We start from the raw sequence: 20,398 nt of genomic DNA, 5'->3' as shown, positions 1-20,398 counted from the left end.
AATGGCTATTGACCGTAGTGTAAGAAGCTCTCAATTGATAACCCCTTTTGGGCCTGGCGCTATTTTAGACATAGGAGAGGAGTCCTTACTACTAACCGACTTGGCTGGATGGCCTAAAAACCTTGAAGCCATCAAATTAGATCGCCTCACACGCCTGTTAAGAAAGAAATTAAAAGCTCCACCTCACAAAGAGGAGTATGGATCAAACAATTACAAGCACTCGATAAGCGCCATTAGGTTTCCAAAGTGGATGTTTTGTCCAAACTGCCGACACATGGTGCGATGGGGTAAAAGTAGCCAACAAAGATTAAAAGACGAGTTGGAAGATAAGCCAACCTGCCCATATGAGAAGTGCAAAAAGCGTGTTCTTGTACCAATGAGATTTGTCGTTGCATGTGAGGAAGGACATTTGGATGACGTGCCCTGGGATATATGGGCCCATGCAGCGTCTAAAGGAAATCATTGTGAATCAAAGGCTAACTATCTTTATTTTATCACTGACTCAAATAAAGGAAGCGGCTTAGATGCCTTACGTGTTGAATGTAAATCTTGTGGAGCTAGTAGAAACTTCGAAATGCTTACGTCACCAAGTGCGCTTTCAAATATAGGCTTAAGTTGTACAGGAAGGCAGCCATGGCAAAAGATGCAATTGGGCACTTGCACTGCAACTCCAGTGGTACTACAGCGTGGTGCCAGTAACCTTTATTTTCCAGTCGTACGCTCTGCATTAGATATCCCCATAGATAATAGTAGAGTTGATAGCTCAATAACCGAAAAAATAAAAAGCAATAGTCTTTTTGATGAATATATAAATCGACTAAGCATAGACAAGAACTCAGCTGAGTTGCTCGCCAAAATAATTACAAATGAAGAAAATTGTACATTAGAGGACCTGGAACATGCTGCAAGTAACGAAAGTCACCAGACACCCTCCGATACAAAAGTACCTATAGACCACTATGAGATCCAAGAAGCAGAGTGGTCATTCCTTATATCCGAGAATATAGAGTCTCATAGAGAAAATACGTTTTCTGCCAGAGTAGAGCATGGCTTTCATCAAGCCACCCAGTGGGACTTAGAGAAAAAATTTGATCGAATTGTATTGCTTGACCGTCTAAGAGAAGTAAGAGCATTTTTAGGGTTCGAGAGGGTGAATCCGGGTGGAAATACTCTCGTCAGCCCAAGCGGGAATAATGACATTAACTGGTTGCCAGCGATTGAAGTATACGGTGAAGGGATATTTTTCCAATTCTCTGAGTCAGAAATGGAACAATGGGAGAGAAAAGAGGCTGACTTTATTAGTTCGAGAATTGACCCGATAAAGAAGCGTTATGATGAAGGCCAAGTCAACTATCTTGACACGCCAACTCCTAGGTTGCTTCTAATTCATACATTCGCACATTTGATGATTAGGCAGCTAAGTTTTCAAAGTGGTTATTCCAGTGGCTCCATACGAGAGCGTATATACGCAGCAGAAAATCAGGCTGGAGTTCTCATATATACAGCAGACTCAGATTCTGAGGGCAGTCTTGGTGGACTAGTTCAGCAGGGGCAAGTAGATAAATTAAATGCGACGATTGCTGCTGCCTTAGAAACTGCATGCTGGTGCTCAAACGACCCTGTGTGTAGTGAAATGGAAACACAGGGAGTGATGGGACTTAACAAGGCGGCCTGCCACTCATGCTCTCTCGTGTCAGAAACCAGCTGTACAATGAATAACTTGTTGTTAGACAGAAAGCTATTGTTAGGTGACGTTTCTGGCGAAGGCTATTTCACAAGCACAATCCGACAAATCAGAGCAACGGAAGGAACTAGTTTTTCTCATGAGGATGCCTAACTCTAGACAGATCAGTGACGAGCAAGAGACTATCTATCTTGATGCGCCAATGTCCGGCAATATATTAATTTCCGGGCCTCCTGGTACAGGAAAAACAGTGCTCGCTTTTCTTCGTGCGGGCACATTACTGAAAAGAAAAAGAAGCGTAACTGTACTCATGTACAACAGAGTACTTCAAAAGTATACATCCAATGCAGTTGAAGTCGATGGAGAGGCTGTGAAGACCTGTACTCTCCATAGCTGGTTATTCAAGTGGTGGAAAACCAATAAAATAGCATCGAAAGTATCCTATCCAGGAAGAGTATACCTAGACTGTCCTTTCGAAGAAAAGGCGGCAGCGAAGGGACTTGGAGCTCAATGGGACAATTATGAAAAAAAATGGTGGATAAGCCATGAACTGCATCAACAAATTGGTCAGCGTTTCTCTCAGTGGATTAACGACAAAAGCGATCAATCTATTTTTCCTCCACGCTTAGCCCCATTTCTGTATGATTGGGAGAAAATGTCCATATCACTAGTGACACACCCAATGAGAGAGTACCCATTGACCGATTGGGGACATCTCATAGTTGATGAGGGCCAAGACTTCCCCCCGGAAATGTATCACTTTTTTAAAAGGGTTAGTCTGGTGCTGAATGACGTAAACTTAACGATACTAGCAGATGAAAATCAAAGACTTACTGAGAATAACTCGACGTTGAATAATATTAAAGAAGAACTATCCATCTCAAAAGAGAATGAATTTCTTCTAACAAAGAATTTTCGTAATACTCTACAGATAGCCAAACTCGCAAACTGCTTCTACGTAGGCCTCTCCACAGGGTGTCCATTGTTACCTGACCGGCACGGAGATAAGCCCTTACTAATTAGCTCTACCGATCTGGATGGACAAATCAGCCATATAGTGAAGGTCCTAAATTCGAGGTCCCCCGCTGAAGTTGGCGTTATCGTTCCACGGGATTCCATAAGGAAGGAAGTTGTAGCTAAGCTAGAGGCCTTGATAGGCGATCGTTATAGCGTGCAGACATACTCATCCAACCAGGATGAGGCTAAAGACCCCAACGACTTAGTGTTCGATCAGGTTGGAACGGTAACAGTTTTGAACTATCAAAGCTGTAAAGGTCTTGAGTTTGATATAGTTTTTTTACCTGAGCTACAAGATTATCAAGTAGACAATAGCGAACTGGACAATTTCAAAATGAACATGTATGTAATGTGTTCCAGGGCCAGAGACGCACTATTCTTAACATACTCATCCCATCTAGATGAGAAACCTGATATCCTCACTCATCTTCCAGTAAATGAGACAGATATATTGGAATCTATTTCATGGCAGAATCACTCACAGTAGACTTATTTTCCGGCATTGAGACAAAACCCCGTTACTTACTGACCAGTGCGCGGCATCTACTACGTATACTAGATCAGGGGCTTATTGTACCAGACTTAGTTGGTCAAACTAGTGAAGGTGGAATTGCCAATTTTGAAGAAAATCAGCTTTCATTAGTTTGGCAATCTGGCACCCCTCTATCCCGACCCGCTTTAATAGAGATAAATAATTCGGAAATAGACGCTGGTTCAATACCACTAGCAGATGTATCAAGAATACTTTTTAAAAGCAAAGATGAGTACGAAGACCTGCTTTGTCGCGGATACGAGAACGTTCCTTTTTGCCTTTTCAAATTCGATACATTACCTGAATCAAAGCTAATAGAAAATAGCACCATCAGAGCTGAATTTTTTCTACCAAAGCTTGACCAAAGAGCGCTTAGCAAGAAGTATAGGCATTTTGATTCAGCTATAGCAGGAATAAACTATTTAATATTTTCCAATAAAAAAGAAAATGAAATATTGGAGACAATTAAAGCCTACTGTAATTCAGACTTCAGAAAAAATATTGAATCTATTTCCAGCCAGCTTGCGTCTCAATTTGAGAAAAGCGACCCAACTACGCCTACCATAATATCAACCTATTTAAAAGTACTAATAGAAAATGAAGGCAATGGCAGCTGGGTTAGAGAGCAGATCATAGATAATTTTGTACGAGCGCTTCCTGACAATTTGAGCTCTAGAGAAGATATAGCTGCTTGGTCGTCCATGGTAAAGGATATAAGCAGAGGTATTCGTGACATGCCTGTGCTTAATGATGAGAAGAATATTGTTCTTAGGGCCATACTCCTTCACATACAGAATCCCGATGAAAATTCTATAAATAGGATGAAAGAAAGTCCTTCCGCTCCAGGGGAAGCTGTTTCTTGGTTGGCTGGATTTTTTGCCGCATGGAACTATGGCTATGCCTCATTATTAGCGGAAGAGAAAATTAATCATCCTGGCCTATTCTTTCTATATGGTGAAATCATTTCCGGTTGGATCAACAAAAAAGAAGCAAGTCTTGATCATTTATACCGAGACACTGATGATGTAAATACCAAGCTCTACTGGCGAGAAAAGTTTATGTTGGACTGCATCAGAGAAACCATATCTCCGTCAGTTGAGGAAAATGACCAAGGCTGCACAGAGTTAGAAAAGCCGGGATTAGTTGAATATGCGCAGAACTCTAAGTTAGTTGCAAGCATCATTAATAGCAATAAACAAGGGATTGCTTTAAAACTTAGAGCGGACTTGTTAATGCAGCTTCCAAAAAACACGAGGATCGCATTGGCAGAGCAGCAGCTATATGGTGCCAGTCTAGTCACGATGAAAGTCAAGATCATCGATCTTAAAGTGAAAAGTCAAAAAGAGAGGCTGACAAAAGAGAAGGCTATTGAGCTTCTCAAATTATCGTATTCAACCAAAGACGTTTTACGTATAAAAATGGATAACAGCTCTGTATATCTGGAAGCAATTGCCTGCCCTATTGAAACGCTGTCACAGGACTATTTTGACGAGACTTTAAGCGTCTTTATAAATTCACTAATATCTCTTAAGTCAAACAAGAAAAAAGGCACAAAAAGGGCAAAATCAAGCTCTAGAAAAAAAGTATAACTGATAATTTTAAATCTATTTCTTCGGCCTGGAGATATATGTGGCTCAACTAGCTCTTCATCGGGATGTATTATTTCAGTCAAGGACCCTACCCAAGAAGGTACATAAAAAGCTGGTTGAGCTTGTTCGTAAATTTGAAGAAGATCATACTCAGGCAAGCATAAATCTCGAAAAATTAGAGATGGCTCAAGACTCTAGAGTTAGAAGCGCTCGTTTAGGAGACGATTATAGAGCAATTCTTATCGCTCCGGAGGAAGGCAGCACGTATATTGTCGTGTATGTAGATCACCATGACGAGGCCTATCAGTGGTGTAAGAATAAGCTATTTTTAGAAAACAAAAGACTCGGTTACTTCCATGTCTTGAACACTGATATTATCAATTTATCCAAGGAACAAGATGAGTCAATCGAAAATTGCTCTCAGTATCCTCTATCAGCACTATCTGATGAAGACCTCTTTTATGCCGGGATACCGAAAGTTCTAATTCCATCTGTACGAGCAGTAAAGTGCGACGATGACTTTGAACGCCTTGCAGATTTCCTACCAGAAGAAGCAAAACAAATTCTTTATGGTATTGCCTGTGGTTTAACACTTGATGTGGCAATGGAGGAAACGCTTGGAATTCAGCTTTCAACAATTTCTCACGAAACAATCTCAGGCTCTGAAAGCACTTACTACTCCAATCTCATTTTTATAGAAGGAGAAGAGCATTTAAGAGAAATACTTCAAGGAGATATAGCTGAGTGGAGATTGTTCCTCCACCCGTCACAGAAAAGACTGGTTGAGTGGAATATTCAAGGCCCAATGAAGGTTAATGGTGCAGCGGGTACAGGAAAAACCGTAGTGTTAATGCATAGAGCACAGTGGCTTGCCCGCCAGATTAAACCTAATGAAAAAATTCTCATTACGACTTTCACAAAAAACCTTGCAGTAACCATCAAAGGCTTGCTAGGTCAAATGATTCCTGAGCATATGGATAATATTGATGTAATAAATTTACATCTTTTAGCCAAGAATATTTGCCATAAGACAAGCTTCAACCTGCGTACATCAGATGATAAAACTGTCACTTCTATGCTAAGACAGTTTTTGAGCGACATGCCGGTCACAACAGAGTTCTCCCATAACTTTATTTTAGATGAATTCTATGAAGTTATAGAAAAGATGAGCATCGAGACTGAAGGAAAGTATTTGGAAGTTCTTCGTAAGGGGCGACCACGTATAAAACGCACTCAAAGGTTATCTCTCTGGCCAATATTTGTTGAGATGAAAGCTTTCCTTAATAAAGAAGGGATAGCTTCTTTCGAAGAATTATTAAGGATGGCACTCAATGAAGTTGAAAACAGCCAGCACCCAAAATACAAACACGTATTAGTTGATGAGCTGCAAGACTTTAGTTTAACTGCTCTTGGTCTTGTAGCGTCATTGTCCAAGCTTGATGGCAGCTCATCCAACCCTTTGTGCCTAGTTGGTGATGGACATCAAAGGATATACAGTAACACACAAGTATCTTTACGCCATGCTGGTATAAATGTCATTGGGAGATCTCGCCGTCTAAAAATTAACTATAGAATGAGTGAACAAATTCGAAACTTTGCTCATGCAACAATAGCCGGACTGTCAATCGACGATCTAGACGAAGGAGTAACAAATACTAACGGTGATAGGTCTATTTTTAAAGGCGCTTCGCCAAGAGTTTTAAAAGTGACATCATTTCAGCAAGCCGCCACGGAGATTGCCAACTGGATAGTGGATATTAAGAGCTCAAGCAAAGGTAATATAAAGGATCATGAAATTTGCATAACAAGCAGGTCCAGATATTTCATCGACTCCCTTAACAGAGAAGGGGTAGATATATATGAACTACAAGCAGACAAGCAAGATCCTGGCGAAACCGCTCCCGGTATCCGATATGGAACTAAAAAAAGAGTGAAAGGACTAGAGTTCAAGGCTGTTGCAGTAATATTAAATGGTAATTCTACGGAAAGAAAAGCTTTGCTTGAAGATTATGTGGCAATATCTCGCGCCAGAGATTTCCTTTTAGCAATAACTGTAGAAAATGACTAATGTCTGATTTAGGCTGTACTAGTTCATATTATATGTAATCAATAACACTTCTTCGCACCAGCTCTACATCTGGCCAATTCAGATCCGCATCAACAGGGCTATTAAGCCATTCCTCGTCCAAGCTTTCAGATTGGTTCAACCAACCCAGTTCCATAAAATCTATTCCTAGTATTTGCTCTACAGCCCAACCGGCTATGCGGGCATGTTCCAAATTTTCCATTTGTTGAAGCACCCAGGGCAATAAGTCTCTGCGCTTGGCTGCCCCCACGGCAATTAAGCATGAGCGTATTGGCTCCGGCTTTGATTGCAGCACTCGCATTAAATGGTCTGCAGAGTCTGCATCTAGATTCCGGAAAACGATTTTTAGTAGCCTTTCCCTGTATGGGCCTGGCTCATAGACAAACTGCCCAAGAGGTAGTGATGCAGCTGGTACGCCTAGCTTGACCAAACGCTCCAGAACGACTGCTTTTTCGCTCATTTCCATTTGGTCTAGCATAGTGATCAATGTTGATGTCGCGTCTGCACTGCAGTATTCACAAAGTCCGCGAACAGCAACTTCATTATTCTGTTTTTGGGCGGCATTGATCAGCTCATTCCAGGAAAGGCTTGGTTGTATATCCATAGCCATAAGCGCGCAGTATCCAAGAGCTGCATGGGCAGGTTTACCCGAGGTCACCATGCGAGAGCATAACTGCTTAACCTCTGGCGAGGGAGACCATGTCAAAGCATCTAATAACGCATGCCAGAAGATGTACGACTCTATGCCGGCATCGACTATTTGTTTAAATCGGTTAAAGTCGAAAGGCTCCAGAGAGAGCATGCATCCCACGAAATACTCACCTCCATGGGAACTGTCCAGTAGGCCCTCAAGCTCTTCCCAGGCGTATTCGCGCAGCAACCTAACGCCTTTAATATTAGGTTTCAGCCGCTGTTTAAGCTGGGCAATGTAGTACTCGTCTGGCGTTGATTCTTGCCGTTGCGCCCACCAGCTATCCCAGAGCGCTGCTGCGTCCTCGATAAAGAATTGGAGCACTTCTGGGTTATAGGAGAGCTGCTCAGACATATTAAAGCACCGTGTTCTTTTTGTTATGAAACACCGGGTCGGCGAGTCTGCAGACGTTTTTTCCTTCAAACTTCACATCAAAAGAATACATCATAAACTCTGCAGTATTCTTAATGGTTCCAGACTTGATACCACCACCAGCAGTGCCTGGTTCATCACCTGTGGACGTACAATACTGCGCAGTTTTGATCGTCGCCATTTGCCCGTCGGTTTTGATGGTTTTTGTTCCTTTTACCAGATCCGAAGACATTGCCAGGTTCGGATATGGTATCGGCACAGGGCCTCCTGGAGTGGGAGTCTTGCAAACATCGGGAAACGCAATGCTCTTACCCCCGCTGCCTTTGTGGGATATTCCACGGGTATTGGCGAAAACGGTGACTGCCATAAAACTCTCCTGTTTTCCTGAATTTTGTCGGAACGCTTATGTAGCGATGTTGCCAAGCTTATAAAAAGCCAAATCGGTAAAACCCTTGGCTTGTAGATGTTGTTTCACACTTTCATGCGCGATCAGCATGTTGGTGGATTCCGCAAGGCGGAAAAAGTTGTGCCCCTTGGTTCTTCCTGGGTCAACAACCAAGCGGTCAAAGTCCACATCGTACAAAGCCGAATTGGTAGGCCCATGCCCCGTAACAATAGATCTTTTCATATCTGCGGCAGAGACCAAGCTAACAATATTCACCACTTTGTAGTGTGTATAGACTTGGTCGCTGTCGGGATCAGTTAGCTCAAGATCGTAAACATCAAGGCTATCAACCCCACACTCTCGCAGTGCGCTAATCAGCTCATCACTGAAAATCGGAGCGGCAGCATTCAAAAAAGAAGGCATATGATGCGAATCATCTTCAGAGTATGGATTATATGGCTGAAGCGTAAACTTCAGTGGAGTAGGAGGAGGCACAGTAAGAGCAGACCCTCTCCTCCAGTAAAACCAGTCGACATCTGAAATATCTCCATCTGGCTCTTCAATCCATCTTCCAATGCAATCACGGTCGAAGGCGTAATACATCTTTCAACACCACATGCTCATCGTTTTATAGCGCAACCTTGCTAGGGTCATAGAATGTGATATCGGTAAAGCCTTTAGCCAGTAAGTGCTGCTTAACTTTTTCGTGAACGATAAGAGCGTTAGTTGACTCAGCAAGTCGGAAAAAGTAGTGCCCACCAGCTTTTGCTGGATCGATGACTAAGCTATCAAAATCCACATCATAAAGAGGGGGACTGCCTGAGTCGTGGATTGTCGCGTCTGATTTCTGCATATCGGCGGCAGCAATAAGGCCAATGATATTTACAACCTTATAGTTGGAATAAACTGCGCCATTGTCTGGGTCTGTTATCTCAACATCATAGGTATCTAAATTATCGACTCCACACTCTTCCAGCGCTTCAATTAGGTCATCTCTAAAAATAGGGGCGGATGCATTCAGGAATGATGGTAGGTATGGCGAATGATCCCATACATCTGGGCTGCATGGTTTTAAAGTAAACTTAAGAGGATTAGGGGGCTGAGAAGGAAGTACCGCCCCCTTGCGCCAGTAGTACCAGTCGACCCCAGGAATATCTCCGCGCGCACCCTTAATCCATCTTCCAGGGCAATCTCTATCAAATACGTAATACATTGAAGCTTTCCTTCTAGTCTCTGTGGTCTTTTTCTATCATATACATCCGTACAAACCTGGAAGTATAAACGTTCTCTTTCCAGTTTCTGGTCGGAAATCTAAGCATTCGCTTCATTCTTGTCGACACTGTGTTTAACCGACTAACTAACGCGAAGATTTGTGTCTGCTCTTGCTCTTTATGCTTCTGCTCTGGACACCAGATAGTTTCCTGATCGCGTAACTTATCAGCTATTTTATCAAGCACTCCTCTAACGAAAATACTGTACTTTTCATGAGCATCGTGGAATTGGCAGCGCCACTCATCCATTGCGGCGAATGCAAAGTCTTTCGGTTCTATTCCGTGTTTGGCTTTAAACGCTTTACCTTCACCTCCCCATGGGCGCACCCCATAATTCCCGGGTGACCAGACTCCATTCGGCATGGAATTTACGTTGTAACCTATATTGCCTGCAGCTTTTCCATCTATGTGTAAGTAAGCCATGATTTCACTCTCTTTGAGAGAAGCATTTCCTGGTATCAGGTGATGGGCAGCTACAGCAGCGTCAAAAGTCTTGCCTCCAATGGTCACTTTGCGTGCATTGGGCTTTCCGCCTAAGGCACGCCCAAGCTTTCCAGCGTCATTTTTAAATTTATAATCCCCCAAAGAGCCATCCATTGCCTCTTGGTCTTCATCAATGTCGTCAGTTAACTCGTTTACTTCTTCAGTAAGTTCAGGCTGTTGACGACAAAAGTAGCAAGACTCATCATGATTTTCGGATGCAATTTCCGGTTCGGTAATAGGCTCACCAAGTTCCATAGACTTTTACCTCTACATGCTTCTACGTTAAGAAACTGATTTTGGGATTGAGAGCGCAGCTGCTCCTCGGGTTTCATAGTCCGAAGCGCTCCATGTCAACACAGGACCTTCAACATCGCCTTGCTCTAACATGTAGGCGCTAAGCGCCACAAGGACGGGCGCGGTAGCAGCTCCAATGTCGCCATAACAGTCTGCTGGGTGCATGATGCTTGCGTTGTTATCGAGCTTGTCTCCAAGTCTACTAACTGCAACGCCCCATTCTTTTGTCGGTGAATGCTCACCATTGAGACCACAAATGATCTGCTGGACAGGACTGTTTAATTGGTCACAGGCAGCAAGCATTGCAGCAGTTAAACCGTCTCCCCGACAAACCTGGTCACTGTAATAGTGTGCTTCTTCTTGGCTGACGCCTGGCGGATCTAATATTACCTTAGAGTTTTCATCAGCGGCGCTTAGCAATAGGCAGCCGGCGCCCTCTCCAGGTAAAAATCCATCCCCGACATGGGATAGTAGCAAGCGGCCTTCGCTTTCCCATGTTCCTAGCGTTTTTAAACATCGGCAGCTATCTACGCCAGCAACGAGTGCTGTTTTAACGACACCCTCACTAACTAAACGATATGCGTCCGCGAGTGCTGAATATCCACCTGCGCGGCCCTGGTGATAAACACGACTGTGTAACCAGTCGATGGAAAGGCCTGTCAGTCGGTTTATCTCTTGAAGTGTCTGCGGCGCTACCGTTTTACGTAAGCTCAGTTTCTCAGGCAGATTGATAAAACATGGAGTGGGACTTGTAACTTTCTCACTGATCTTGAGTTGCTCTAATGCCACAGCCAGTAGTTGCAGCATTCTCCGGTAGCGATAGCTCGTTTGGTTAGTTACGCCATCTTGTAGCTCAGGTAAGCATTCGTCTGGCAGTATAGACATCCGGTATGGCTCACCAGTTGAGGCGATATAATCGTAAGTTTTTAGGGTACTAATTCCTGCTTGTACCGCCGTCGACATAACCGGGACATCCAAAGCAAGTGAAGACACCACACCGGATGAAAGTATTGCGACTTTATTCATAAGAAAAGCTTCGCTTTCAATGATGCTATATGGACGGTCACTTTGATTACCTGCCTAGCCTCAATATTACTGACTTAACCGACAACACTTTTCGTTCGCAGGGGAAAACGCCGCGCATCACTATTTGTTGACGGTTAAGCTCAGGCTCAAGAATTAGGGTCTCATTTCTCAGCTCAACTACATGCCTTGCGCCCGCAAACTCAATCATTGCAGTAACTGCGCAATGGGGAACCTTAGAGTGGATAGTGGGACGTTCTGGATGAACATGCTTAAGATGTATAGCTTCACCGCCATGATAGAACTGATCATGACGATATAGCGATTGTGGCCCACAAACGAAGAAACGAGAGTCAAAGTCCTCGGGTAGAAATGGAGCTCGAGTTTGGTTCCAGCTCTCATCATAAGTTCCCGCGAGTTTTACTCTCGGCTCCCAGGTTGGTGATATAGCTGCGACACCAACTGGTTCTGGCATATCCTTTAACGCTTTAATCAACGAATCAGGAGCCTCAATATTTGGCAAAGGCTGCCCAATCATTTCCTTATCCGTGCGTTTACCTCGAAACCCTTTTCCTAACGGATTACCGAGATGAAACAAGATAGAGTTCTGTCCTGGATCGCTATTTTGCGATAAGCGGTGACTACCTCCGAATGCATTTTCGTAGGTTAAAGGCATAGTTTCGAAATGTGCTGGCGAGCTGGGGCCGCTTTCCGTCCAAACTCGATCTCCGAATACTGTTAAATGCTGCAGCATCTCGCCGACCTCCACGCATACTTGCAGTTGCGTAGTGGGTTTATTCTGAGGCGACCATGCTGAGCCGACAAGTATGCAACTCATTCCCGGCTGTGGCAGATGGTTATCTGCTGGATACTTAAGACTAGAAGTCTCGGGCTCATCCCAAAACTCGTTTTGAACTAAGATGGGAGCCTGCTTCTCATGAAAGCGCGGATGCTCATCCAAAGTAAAAGATGCTTTTGCCACGAGTAAAATTACATCGCGTCCTGTCTCGTCCCTGGCCACATCCAACTGAGCCTTCATGGGCGTTTGATTGAATAGTCGGAGCATGGTCCTAAACCGCCTTATCCTGATACACGACAATGAGAATTAGTTGAGCTGAATGCTTCCCCCGCGAATACGGTGAGCTCCTCTTGCTCGACTTAATACTTGCTCCCCTTGCAACAGTATTTTCCCGTCAGCAGTTAACGTGATCCTCGCTTTGCCGCAACGTATGGTGATCGATTTGTCAGCCTGGATATCCAGGGTTTTGTCGTTAACGCGAACCTTTGCCGGGGAAGGAGAAGTAATGTCTATTTCTGGTGACGACGTTTGAGTGTAGGCAATGGCGTTATCCAGTTGACTAAACAGGAAGCCGATAATAATGGGTTGGCTGTTGGCATTTTGGGCGAAAGATAAGGCTATCTGGCGACCTCTATCTTGCTCACTCACGGGAATGGTTGCTAACGCAGGCTGAGGTGACTGTTTGGTTTCTTCATTCCATGCAACCAAAGGCATTCCCTGACTGTCGATTGAAACAACCCAGCCAATTAATAAGCCGTTAGTTTGTGTGCCTTGTTTATCAGATGCAGTAGCAGGTTCAGATGTGGTTAGAGCGTTCATGCCTGATGACTTCCTTTGCATTACTGAAAAATGCTTTCCAGTTCTGTAGGGACTACTTTGCAGTGTACTCGTAACAGAGCGCTTCTATATGCCTCATTGCTCCATTTCCCTGCACACAATGATTGTGTAGTCTGCCTTCATTTTTGTTACAATAAATTACAATGCAAGTAAATTTTACTAGCTTAGCAATTATGGGGGTATAGTCTAATTCGATTAGACCTCCAGAACTAGCCGGTACTACTAGCTTGACAGCATGCTTAGCAATCAAGCAGCATTGTCACTTGTTTTATCTTGTATTTCAAGGATGGTTGATTCACATGGATTCGCGTAGTAAGAAGTCCCTTCATACATTCGCTCAAGAAGCGACCCAACAAAGCCTCTCTGGATACTTACCTAACGCTGCAAGCAGGGCTGATTTTGAAACGCCATTGCTAAGTGGCAATAGCTCTCATAAAGAATATAAAGCATATCGTGGATTGAGCTTAAAAGAGATCACACGTCTAATGAGCCAATCGTCAATGGAGTATCAGCTAAAGAGGATGAAGTCCCGGGGCTGGTGACTTTTGCCTATTGGAAAGGTTAGCGAGTGAAACGACGGGACTTGTCTATTCCCGTCGTCATAGGATTTTTACATTGCTGGCTCTGGCAGCTTCCGTGGCCTTTTCCCGAAAATACCCTGCGCCGCCATACTTACAACTTGGTCCCCTCCCACCACGAAGTGGTCAATAAGCGGAATTTCAACGAGCATAAGCGCCTGTAGCAAACGGTAGGTAATGAGCTGGTCGTTAACGCTAGGTTTGGGATCGCCGGAGGGATGGTTGTGGGCGACGATGACTTTTGCAGCGTTATGGCGTAAGGCCGCTTTCACCACTTCGCGAGGATAAATATGGGCCTCGTCGATCGCGCCACGGAATAGCACTTCGTAGGCGATCAATCGATTCTGAGTATCCAGGAAAAGTCCCACGAACGTTTCGCGTGGCTCTGGAGCCAGATGCATCACCAGATACTCTTTCACTTTGCCTGGGTCATCCATGTTGCAGGAATGACGTTTAAATCGTTGCGCCAGAGCACGCTTGGCGGCCTTTAAAACGATGTCCGAATCCAAGGGCACCGATAGGGTGAATTCCCCGGTGCGCCTGTTCAAATGAAGCGTGGCCGTAGTAGACTCGACGTCAGCCATGATCAACTCCTTGAAAGTTGGTTTTGGTTAGTCGGCGTTGGGTGCTACCAACACTCAGCGCCGGCGATTAGAGGTCGCCTATGAACGCTCAATCATCGATGGATTGCAACTGAATCAGTGCGTTATTAGAAAGGTGAGCGCTCACTTTGATCTCCTGTCGTACAGCAATTCTTCGACATACTTGTTTGAACTCTTTCTCTCTGCTCTTTCCATAACAGCGGTGGATCAACCGCCAGATCAAACAGCGTGATGTGGTTGGGCAATGCGTCGTCCAGAATGGCCGCCACGATATCAGGCGGTAACAATGTCAGATTGAGGATGCGGCTGACATAGCTGTTATCCACGCCATTCTTGGCTGCGATTTCGCGTAGCGTTTCCGCTTCTCCTGAGGCTAAGAGCGCCGACCATCGATGCGCCCTGGCGAGCGCCACTTGCAGCGGCGTGATCGCCTTATCCCAGGGTCTTGGATCTTTCCTCTCCTCAGGAAGCGTCACCAGCTTGCGCCCACTGCGCCGCTTGAAACGGATCGGGGTGGTTAGCGTCACGGCGCCATGACTATCCGTGATCAGGCTGGTCTTCCCTGTACTCTGGATACGCGTTCCACTCATGCGGCGGCTCCTTCGTGGGATGAATTGATGGCGGGCTGTAACTCCAGCGCCATTCGCTCAATGCCATTCATGCGCAGCCGCACCTCCAGGTCATTGGGCGAAACCACTACTTTTTCCACCAGCAGCCTGACAATGCGTGTCTGCTCCACCGGAAACAACTGGTCCCAGATCTCGTCCAACCGCGACATGGCGACGGTGACCTTCGCCTCGTCGAGTTCAGGATCAAGCCCTGCGGCGACTGGCGCCATCTCTCGTAATAACGTAGGCGAGCGCAGAATGCCGCGTAATTGCTCCAGTACCGCCGCCTCAAGCTCCGCCGCAGGAAGACGTGGCAAACCGGACGCGCCAGCTCCTTCTTTAGCGTCCCGTTGCGGTATGTAATAGCGATATCGTTTGCCGTTTTTCTTGGTGGTGTGCCAGGGCGACAGCGCCCGACCGTCATAACCAAACACGATGCCTTTCAGCAGGTAAGATACCTTCGCGCGGGTGCTGGCGGCGCGCCCCCGCCCGTTTTTCGATAGAATCGCTTGGACCTGTTCCCACAGCTCCTGGTCGATAATGGGAGGGTGCTCCGCTTGATGCCACTGATCCTTGTGGCGCAGCTCACCCAAGTAGGTGCGATTGTTCAGCAGCTTATAGATCAAGCTCTTGTCAATGGGTTTGCCTTTACGAAACCGGCCATCCTGCGTGGTCCAGGACTTGGAAGTGGCGCCATCCAAACGCAACTCTTTCACCAGCGTCGTGCTGGAACCCAGTTCGGCAAATCGTCGAAAGATATGATGGACCAGCTTGGCTTCGCGCTCATTAGGGACCAGACGCCTGTCTTTGACGTCATAACCCAGCGGAGGAATACCGCCCATCCACATTCCTTTTCGCTTACTTGCAGCAATTTTGTCGCGAATACGTTCACCCGTTACCTCACGCTCAAATTGGGCGAACGAGAGTAAGATATTCAGCATCAGTCGTCCCATGGACGTGGTCGTATTAAACTGCTGCGTAACGGAAACAAAGGAGGCGTTGTGCCGATCAAAGACTTCCACCATCCGGGAAAAATCTGTCAGGCTGCGTGTGAGTCGATCAAGCTTGTACAGAACAACCACATCGATTTTACCCGCCTCAATATCCCTGAGCAGTCGCGTTAGCGCAGGGCGATCCATGTTGCCGCCGGAATAGGCGGGATCGTCATAATCATCCTCTACGGGAATCCACCCCTCCGCTCGTTGGCTAGCAATATAGGCGTGACCAGCCTCGCGCTGGGCGTCGATCGAGTTGTACTCCTGGTCAAGGCCCTCCTCATGGGATTTACGCGTGTAGACCGCGCAACGCAGCCGACGTTTCACTACGTCGTTCATCGTTTGCCTCCTTTGCGCGCGCCTTTGGGTTTCGAGGCTGACTTCAGCCCAAAAAACGCTGGGCCAGACCAACGCGTGCCCGTGATTTCCCGAGCGATCATGGACAAGGATGGATACAGGCGGCCCTGATAGTCATATTGCCCATCCGCAAGCACCGTCACATGGTGCTCAACTTCGTGATATTCACGTGTCAGCACCGTGCCAGCGGGCGGCCGGTTTTCGCGGACAGGCTTGCCCGGGTCAGTGGCCTCCACCAACTCAGCGATGCGGCGTTGGTTGCTCTCTAGTAGCTCTGGATTTGTCTTGCGGAACTCTTCCTCCTGCAACCGATAGGCAATGCGGCGCTCTAAGTAAGTGCGCACGTGCGTTGGGGCATCGGTCTCGAACAGCTTTCGCCAGAGCCCCCGGAGCTGGGGCATGGGCAGCGTGGGCAAAGCAGCCACTCGGGCTGCGATGGAAGGCGTGGATATCAATTCTATTTGGCTCATTCAACCTCCGTGCTCTCAGTTTTTAGCGGAGTTGGATGAACGCTCTGTCGCCCCTGGAAGGCAAGTCCCACCTTGCTCTCTTTTTGATAATTCTTCTCGCGAAGGCGAACAAGCCCGTGAGCGAGGATAAGAGCGACCTCCTGTCTACGCTGCTCTGCACTCATACGCTCGGGAGGAATGGCTTTGCAAGGGCTGTACGGGGAATGGCTTGATGGCATTGCTGGGCGGTCCTGACTGTCAAACTGCTTGATGGAGGGGCAATTATCGGCTCAAGCAACCAGCCTGGCCATGAGGGAGTTTCAAGCTGCTGCGAACAGTTGTGAGGGGTTTCAGGCGACTTAGGGAAGGACGGAAAATTTTAATGCTTCTCCCCCTTAAAGTGGCGTGAACGGAGGGAAGTGGCACACCGCAGCAAGAGCTTGTTCTTAATAATGATTAACCCCTTCGTTCGAACATAGCATGGTTGAGAATCATTATTAGACGCGATTTTTCCTGGGAGATTGCATGACTTAGGGAGTTCTAGTCACACTATATCTGCTTTATACCATTGTGTTCATCGGAGCCGCGTTCTGATTAGTGATAGCTGGTGCTTCCTAGCTGGAAGCCTGGGACAGTTAAATGAGGAAAATCAACGTAAGGCGCGGAATCTTATGCCTTGGATTGCGGGGCTGGTCTTTTTCACTACGAGGGAGCTGCAGGTATTTGAGAGCGAACTCTAAATGAGTAGGAGTTAAAACTAGGTAAGTTAGTCTGAGAAGGCTAAAGCTGGAACTCCCTTTCCAGCTAATCTAACTATTCTTCATACATAAGCTATATTTATAGCTGTTAGCCTGCGCTAATTTTATGATCTACAATAGTGGTATACATCAGCTGAACTTTCAGCCAGTGCATCAGCACTCATTATTACGAACCCAGCTTCAGCAATGAACGCCGTTCCATCACTAGCTATCCAAGCTGTGAGTTGGAGGCTAAGTGTCACAAAGGCTTTTATCCAGTCTCCAAACACCATCTTTCCTTTGTAGGCCTGAAATATTGGATAGATTAATGATGCGTTATTTATTTGGCTCAACACATTCAGAGCTGCCTTTGCTTTATCATAAGCGCCTACTTGATTATGGTATCTAATTATTGCTGCCTGCAAGCCAGCTGGAAGGCTGCTTTGAGAGAGTTTATAGACAACTGCATTTATTTCATCATTAGAAAACTTAGCAGGTAGGCCTGCAAGAGACGAAGCAAACAATGCAAACCTTACTACAGAAACTCCTATAGCATTAACGCAAGAGCTAACTTCTACATGCTTTTTAACATATGGCAAATCAAACGAAATAGGCTGTATATCAGGTCGCCTCCATGTCATAAACTCAAACAAGTCATCTTTATTTTCCCGGATATTATCTGATTCCCCTGCAAATATTGTCTCAGCCTTATGCAACGCATTCCTCACTTCATTTCCGCCATATATATTGGTAACTGTACCAAAGGCAGACTCTATACTAATAATGCCATCACCATAAGCTATACCATTAGTAGCAGATACAGCAGCATAACTACCTGGATCGAGAGTCAAAGCGATCCTAGAATTAGTATTGTCATCGTCGGGATTAATATGGAAGTCATTGTTATAGCGAATTACACGCCCACTTTCATCAACAAGATACAAGAAAGTATCCACATCATCAGACTCTAAAGTTATTTCTACATTTGTCCGCTCTATAACCCGAAAAAACAATCTTGGATTAGCAGAAGAACTAGATGATCGCCCTGCTGATGGCTGCCAATTCACCTCGCTACTTTTGCTATCTATAAAGGGGCGGCAAGTATAATTATATCTGTATTCGTGAGAGCCATTTACATGCAACTTAAAAGCTGAAATAAAATTTCCATCCGGGCAATCTACATTATGTCTATCAAGATACAAAGAGCTACCAAAGTTGCTATCAGAAGCACCGTCCGCCCCATAAGACGTATGCCTCTCATATATTGGTTTTGAAGACAACAACTCCTTATCTCCACAAATATAATCATACTTTATATGATCACTACCAACCCTAGTCAATTTAAAGGATATAACAGGGTTGTAACCACAATCTACATTATGCCTATCCAGATAAATAGAGTTCCCATCACCGTCATCATTTATTGCAGTAGACTTGATTTCTTTATTAACAACCTCTTTATAGCTATCACATTTAAATCTATACCTAATCTGTTTTCCAGAATTATCGCGCTCTAGCTGAAACCCTTGCAAGGCTCCATTATCACTATTGGAGCAATTGACAAAGTGTCTATCAAGGTACCAGTTGTATCCTTGTTTATTATTTTCACTACCGTCGTTACTGAATGGGGTATGCAGTATATCGCTAGTTTCCAGCCTAATACTTCTTTGCAACTGGGGGTCATTAGTTATTTTCCAAGCATTAAGGCCATTTTCTTGTTCGAAGCCAAATTTATAATCAGAGTAATTGAAAGCAGCCAGCTTTCCATAATCATCAAAACAAAAAGTAGCATCCTCACGTGAAGTAGGATACATTTCGACATCCTCAGATATTTTCAATCTAAAACCTTCATGACGAATAAAATATCCTGGATAGTTCACCGACTCGAATGAATAACACTCTTCTGAAGCCAACCCTTGCCTAAGAAAAAATTGCGAGTCATTAATATCAAGATCTGTTGGCCGAGGGTTTAGACTAACATCCCAAATATAAGAGCCAGAATGACGTAGCACTCTTTTATTAGCAGCATTAGTCGCATCGCTATAAGCATCAACTAGTCGAACAGAATCACCAATACTAGCCGCATGACTTTGTGAGAACGTTAGCCCCAAACATGAAACAATCAAAGCTTTCGATAATTTTGACATATTTATATCTCAGAAAATTATAATTTATTAAATTATTAAAACCTAGTTCTACTGATATAAATTAAAACCTCCATTGCCTAACATACAATCCATCAACAGTTCGTTGATTTTCACACGGTTAGCTATACTTTAAATATCCTATAGATGTAGGATACAGGCGAAGGAGATTTAGAGTTACGCCCTATAAATTGATTGGGTATTAACCAGCTAGATATGCTAAGCAGTCCGAATTCAGACACTCGAAAAAGTTGATTTGTAGGGGGGGAAGTCCCAGCAATCATTGCCGACCGAAAAATGAGGGTGCTAGAAATGACACCCGTAAGCGGGTTCTGTGACACTTAATCTTGGAAGGCCCACAGCCTACTCAAGACTATACTTGCCTAGTGTGCTCCTCCGTCCACACATCGACGATCTGGCGAAGCCTTTTCTTGTCCGCTTCCGGCAGGGATTTGTATTTGCGGAAGAAGGCCTCATCAATAACGCCCTGATCTGGCGTAGTGGCGGAGCCATTCAGTAAAAATTCCGAGGTGACTTTAAGCGCTGTGGCGATCTTGTCTATCTTCTCCACTGAAGGGTTACTTGATTCGAAATTCTCCAGATTCCACAGATAACTTTTACTGGAACCGGACAGCATTGCCAGCTGTTCAAGACTGAGTTTTTGTTGTTCACGCAACTTACGAAGTTTGCGGCCTAGCGTTGATGGCACAAGACGTTCCTTTGTTATATTTATTACTTTTTTATTTATAAATCATATCACTATGCCAACTACACGCGCATCTTCTTGTTCTTGACAGAAAATAGCCCATTAGGAATAATCCGTTCAGCCTACCGAACGATTCCGTCCAACACCCCCAAGGAGGGC

18 protein-coding genes are annotated in these 20,398 nt (G+C 45.1%); 4 read left to right on the top strand and 14 right to left on the bottom strand.

Features of this window, described 5'->3' with window-relative positions:
- Window position 1: 1 nt before the first annotated feature.
- Genes drmB through HCH_RS25625 form a run of 4 tightly spaced genes read left to right on the top strand, consistent with a single transcriptional unit; the run spans window position 2 to window position 6,890 of the window.
- Complete coding sequence (drmB, locus tag HCH_RS25640; protein WP_011399428.1) at window positions 2-1,837, top strand: DUF1998 domain-containing protein; 1,836 nt, start codon at window positions 2-4, stop codon at window positions 1,835-1,837.
- A complete protein-coding gene (locus tag HCH_RS25635) occupies window positions 1,824-3,188 on the top strand; it encodes a DUF5710 domain-containing protein (RefSeq protein WP_011399427.1) in 1,365 nt (454 codons plus the stop codon). Before drmB ends, HCH_RS25635 begins: the two co-directional genes overlap by 14 nt.
- Entirely contained in the window at window positions 3,167-4,822 is a 1,656-nt protein-coding gene (locus tag HCH_RS25630) for a hypothetical protein (protein WP_011399426.1), read from the top strand. Before HCH_RS25635 ends, HCH_RS25630 begins: the two co-directional genes overlap by 22 nt.
- 40 nt (window positions 4,823-4,862) lie before the next feature.
- Window positions 4,863-6,890: a UvrD-helicase domain-containing protein gene (locus tag HCH_RS25625; protein WP_011399425.1), complete on the top strand. Its 2,028-nt coding sequence runs from the start codon at window positions 4,863-4,865 to the stop codon at window positions 6,888-6,890.
- Window positions 6,891-6,918: 28 nt separating this feature from the next.
- On the opposite strand, the gene HCH_RS25620 is transcribed toward HCH_RS25625, so the two are convergent.
- The 14 genes from HCH_RS25620 to HCH_RS25555 form a co-directional block, all read right to left on the bottom strand.
- Complete coding sequence (locus tag HCH_RS25620; RefSeq protein WP_041598931.1) at window positions 6,919-7,953, bottom strand: hypothetical protein; 1,035 nt, start codon at window positions 7,951-7,953, stop codon at window positions 6,919-6,921.
- Window position 7,954: 1 nt separating this feature from the next.
- Entirely contained in the window at window positions 7,955-8,338 is a 384-nt protein-coding gene (locus HCH_RS25615; protein ID WP_011399423.1) for a DUF4150 domain-containing protein, read from the bottom strand.
- Between the two features lie 36 nt (window positions 8,339-8,374).
- Window positions 8,375-8,959, bottom strand: coding sequence for an imm11 family protein (locus HCH_RS25610; RefSeq protein ID WP_083769824.1), 585 nt, complete (start codon window positions 8,957-8,959; stop codon window positions 8,375-8,377).
- Window positions 8,960-8,984: 25 nt separating this feature from the next.
- Window positions 8,985-9,569: an imm11 family protein gene (locus HCH_RS25605; protein ID WP_011399421.1), complete on the bottom strand. Its 585-nt coding sequence runs from the start codon at window positions 9,567-9,569 to the stop codon at window positions 8,985-8,987.
- Between the two features lie 13 nt (window positions 9,570-9,582).
- The gene (locus HCH_RS25600) at window positions 9,583-10,365 is read right to left on the bottom strand and encodes an AHH domain-containing protein (protein WP_011399420.1); all 783 of its coding nucleotides are present in this window, start codon (window positions 10,363-10,365) and stop codon (window positions 9,583-9,585) included.
- 27 nt (window positions 10,366-10,392) lie between these two features.
- Window positions 10,393-11,430: a 3-oxoacyl-ACP synthase gene (locus HCH_RS25595; protein ID WP_011399419.1), complete on the bottom strand. Its 1,038-nt coding sequence runs from the start codon at window positions 11,428-11,430 to the stop codon at window positions 10,393-10,395.
- Between the two features lie 46 nt (window positions 11,431-11,476).
- Window positions 11,477-12,466: a DUF2169 family type VI secretion system accessory protein gene (locus HCH_RS25590; RefSeq protein ID WP_238384931.1), complete on the bottom strand. Its 990-nt coding sequence runs from the start codon at window positions 12,464-12,466 to the stop codon at window positions 11,477-11,479.
- Between the two features lie 66 nt (window positions 12,467-12,532).
- Window positions 12,533-13,045, bottom strand: a complete 513-nt coding sequence (locus tag HCH_RS25585; RefSeq protein WP_011399417.1) for a DUF6484 domain-containing protein — start codon at window positions 13,043-13,045, stop codon at window positions 12,533-12,535.
- A 628-nt stretch (window positions 13,046-13,673) separates the two neighbouring features.
- On the bottom strand, window positions 13,674-14,225 hold the full coding sequence (gene radC, locus HCH_RS25580; RefSeq protein WP_011399416.1) for a RadC family protein: 552 nt from the start codon (window positions 14,223-14,225) through the stop codon (window positions 13,674-13,676).
- 125 nt (window positions 14,226-14,350) lie between these two features.
- Window positions 14,351-14,833: a hypothetical protein gene (locus HCH_RS25575; RefSeq protein WP_011399414.1), complete on the bottom strand. Its 483-nt coding sequence runs from the start codon at window positions 14,831-14,833 to the stop codon at window positions 14,351-14,353.
- The gene (locus HCH_RS25570) at window positions 14,830-16,185 is read right to left on the bottom strand and encodes a recombinase family protein (RefSeq protein ID WP_011399413.1); all 1,356 of its coding nucleotides are present in this window, start codon (window positions 16,183-16,185) and stop codon (window positions 14,830-14,832) included. The genes HCH_RS25575 and HCH_RS25570 overlap by 4 nt, the downstream gene beginning before the upstream one ends.
- Complete coding sequence (locus tag HCH_RS25565) at window positions 16,182-16,673, bottom strand: DUF2924 domain-containing protein (RefSeq protein ID WP_011399412.1); 492 nt, start codon at window positions 16,671-16,673, stop codon at window positions 16,182-16,184. Before HCH_RS25565 ends, HCH_RS25570 begins: the two co-directional genes overlap by 4 nt.
- 841 nt (window positions 16,674-17,514) lie before the next feature.
- Window positions 17,515-19,536, bottom strand: coding sequence for an AbfB domain-containing protein (locus HCH_RS25560; protein WP_011399411.1), 2,022 nt, complete (start codon window positions 19,534-19,536; stop codon window positions 17,515-17,517).
- Window positions 19,537-19,906: 370 nt separating this feature from the next.
- A complete protein-coding gene (locus tag HCH_RS25555) occupies window positions 19,907-20,242 on the bottom strand; it encodes a helix-turn-helix domain-containing protein (RefSeq protein ID WP_011399410.1) in 336 nt (111 codons plus the stop codon).
- Window positions 20,243-20,398 lie beyond the last annotated feature (156 nt).

The organism is Hahella chejuensis KCTC 2396 (assembly GCF_000012985.1).
GTDB classification, from domain to species: domain Bacteria; phylum Pseudomonadota; class Gammaproteobacteria; order Pseudomonadales; family Oleiphilaceae; genus Hahella; species Hahella chejuensis.
This window is presented reverse-complemented; position numbering and strand designations above follow the sequence as displayed.

What these genes read in the sequence shown, in the direction of transcription:
- drmB (WP_011399428.1), top strand. Translation starts at nt 2, where the DNA reads ATGGCTATTGACCGTAGTGTAAGAAGCTCTCAATTGATAACCCCTTTT.
- HCH_RS25635 (WP_011399427.1), top strand. Translation starts at nt 1,824, where the DNA reads ATGAGGATGCCTAACTCTAGACAGATCAGTGACGAGCAAGAGACTATC.
- HCH_RS25630 (WP_011399426.1), top strand. Translation starts at nt 3,167, where the DNA reads ATGGCAGAATCACTCACAGTAGACTTATTTTCCGGCATTGAGACAAAA.
- HCH_RS25620 (WP_041598931.1), bottom strand. Translation starts at nt 7,953, where the DNA reads ATGTCTGAGCAGCTCTCCTATAACCCAGAAGTGCTCCAATTCTTTATC.
- HCH_RS25615 (WP_011399423.1), bottom strand. Translation starts at nt 8,338, where the DNA reads ATGGCAGTCACCGTTTTCGCCAATACCCGTGGAATATCCCACAAAGGC.
- HCH_RS25610 (WP_083769824.1), bottom strand. Translation starts at nt 8,959, where the DNA reads ATGTATTACGCCTTCGACCGTGATTGCATTGGAAGATGGATTGAAGAG.
- HCH_RS25605 (WP_011399421.1), bottom strand. Translation starts at nt 9,569, where the DNA reads ATGTATTACGTATTTGATAGAGATTGCCCTGGAAGATGGATTAAGGGT.
- HCH_RS25600 (WP_011399420.1), bottom strand. Translation starts at nt 10,365, where the DNA reads ATGGAACTTGGTGAGCCTATTACCGAACCGGAAATTGCATCCGAAAAT.
- HCH_RS25595 (WP_011399419.1), bottom strand. Translation starts at nt 11,430, where the DNA reads ATGAATAAAGTCGCAATACTTTCATCCGGTGTGGTGTCTTCACTTGCT.
- HCH_RS25590 (WP_238384931.1), bottom strand. Translation starts at nt 12,466, where the DNA reads ATGAAGGCTCAGTTGGATGTGGCCAGGGACGAGACAGGACGCGATGTA.
- HCH_RS25585 (WP_011399417.1), bottom strand. Translation starts at nt 13,045, where the DNA reads ATGAACGCTCTAACCACATCTGAACCTGCTACTGCATCTGATAAACAA.
- radC (WP_011399416.1), bottom strand. Translation starts at nt 14,225, where the DNA reads ATGGCTGACGTCGAGTCTACTACGGCCACGCTTCATTTGAACAGGCGC.
- HCH_RS25575 (WP_011399414.1), bottom strand. Translation starts at nt 14,833, where the DNA reads ATGAGTGGAACGCGTATCCAGAGTACAGGGAAGACCAGCCTGATCACG.
- HCH_RS25570 (WP_011399413.1), bottom strand. Translation starts at nt 16,185, where the DNA reads ATGAACGACGTAGTGAAACGTCGGCTGCGTTGCGCGGTCTACACGCGT.
- HCH_RS25565 (WP_011399412.1), bottom strand. Translation starts at nt 16,673, where the DNA reads ATGAGCCAAATAGAATTGATATCCACGCCTTCCATCGCAGCCCGAGTG.
- HCH_RS25560 (WP_011399411.1), bottom strand. Translation starts at nt 19,536, where the DNA reads ATGTCAAAATTATCGAAAGCTTTGATTGTTTCATGTTTGGGGCTAACG.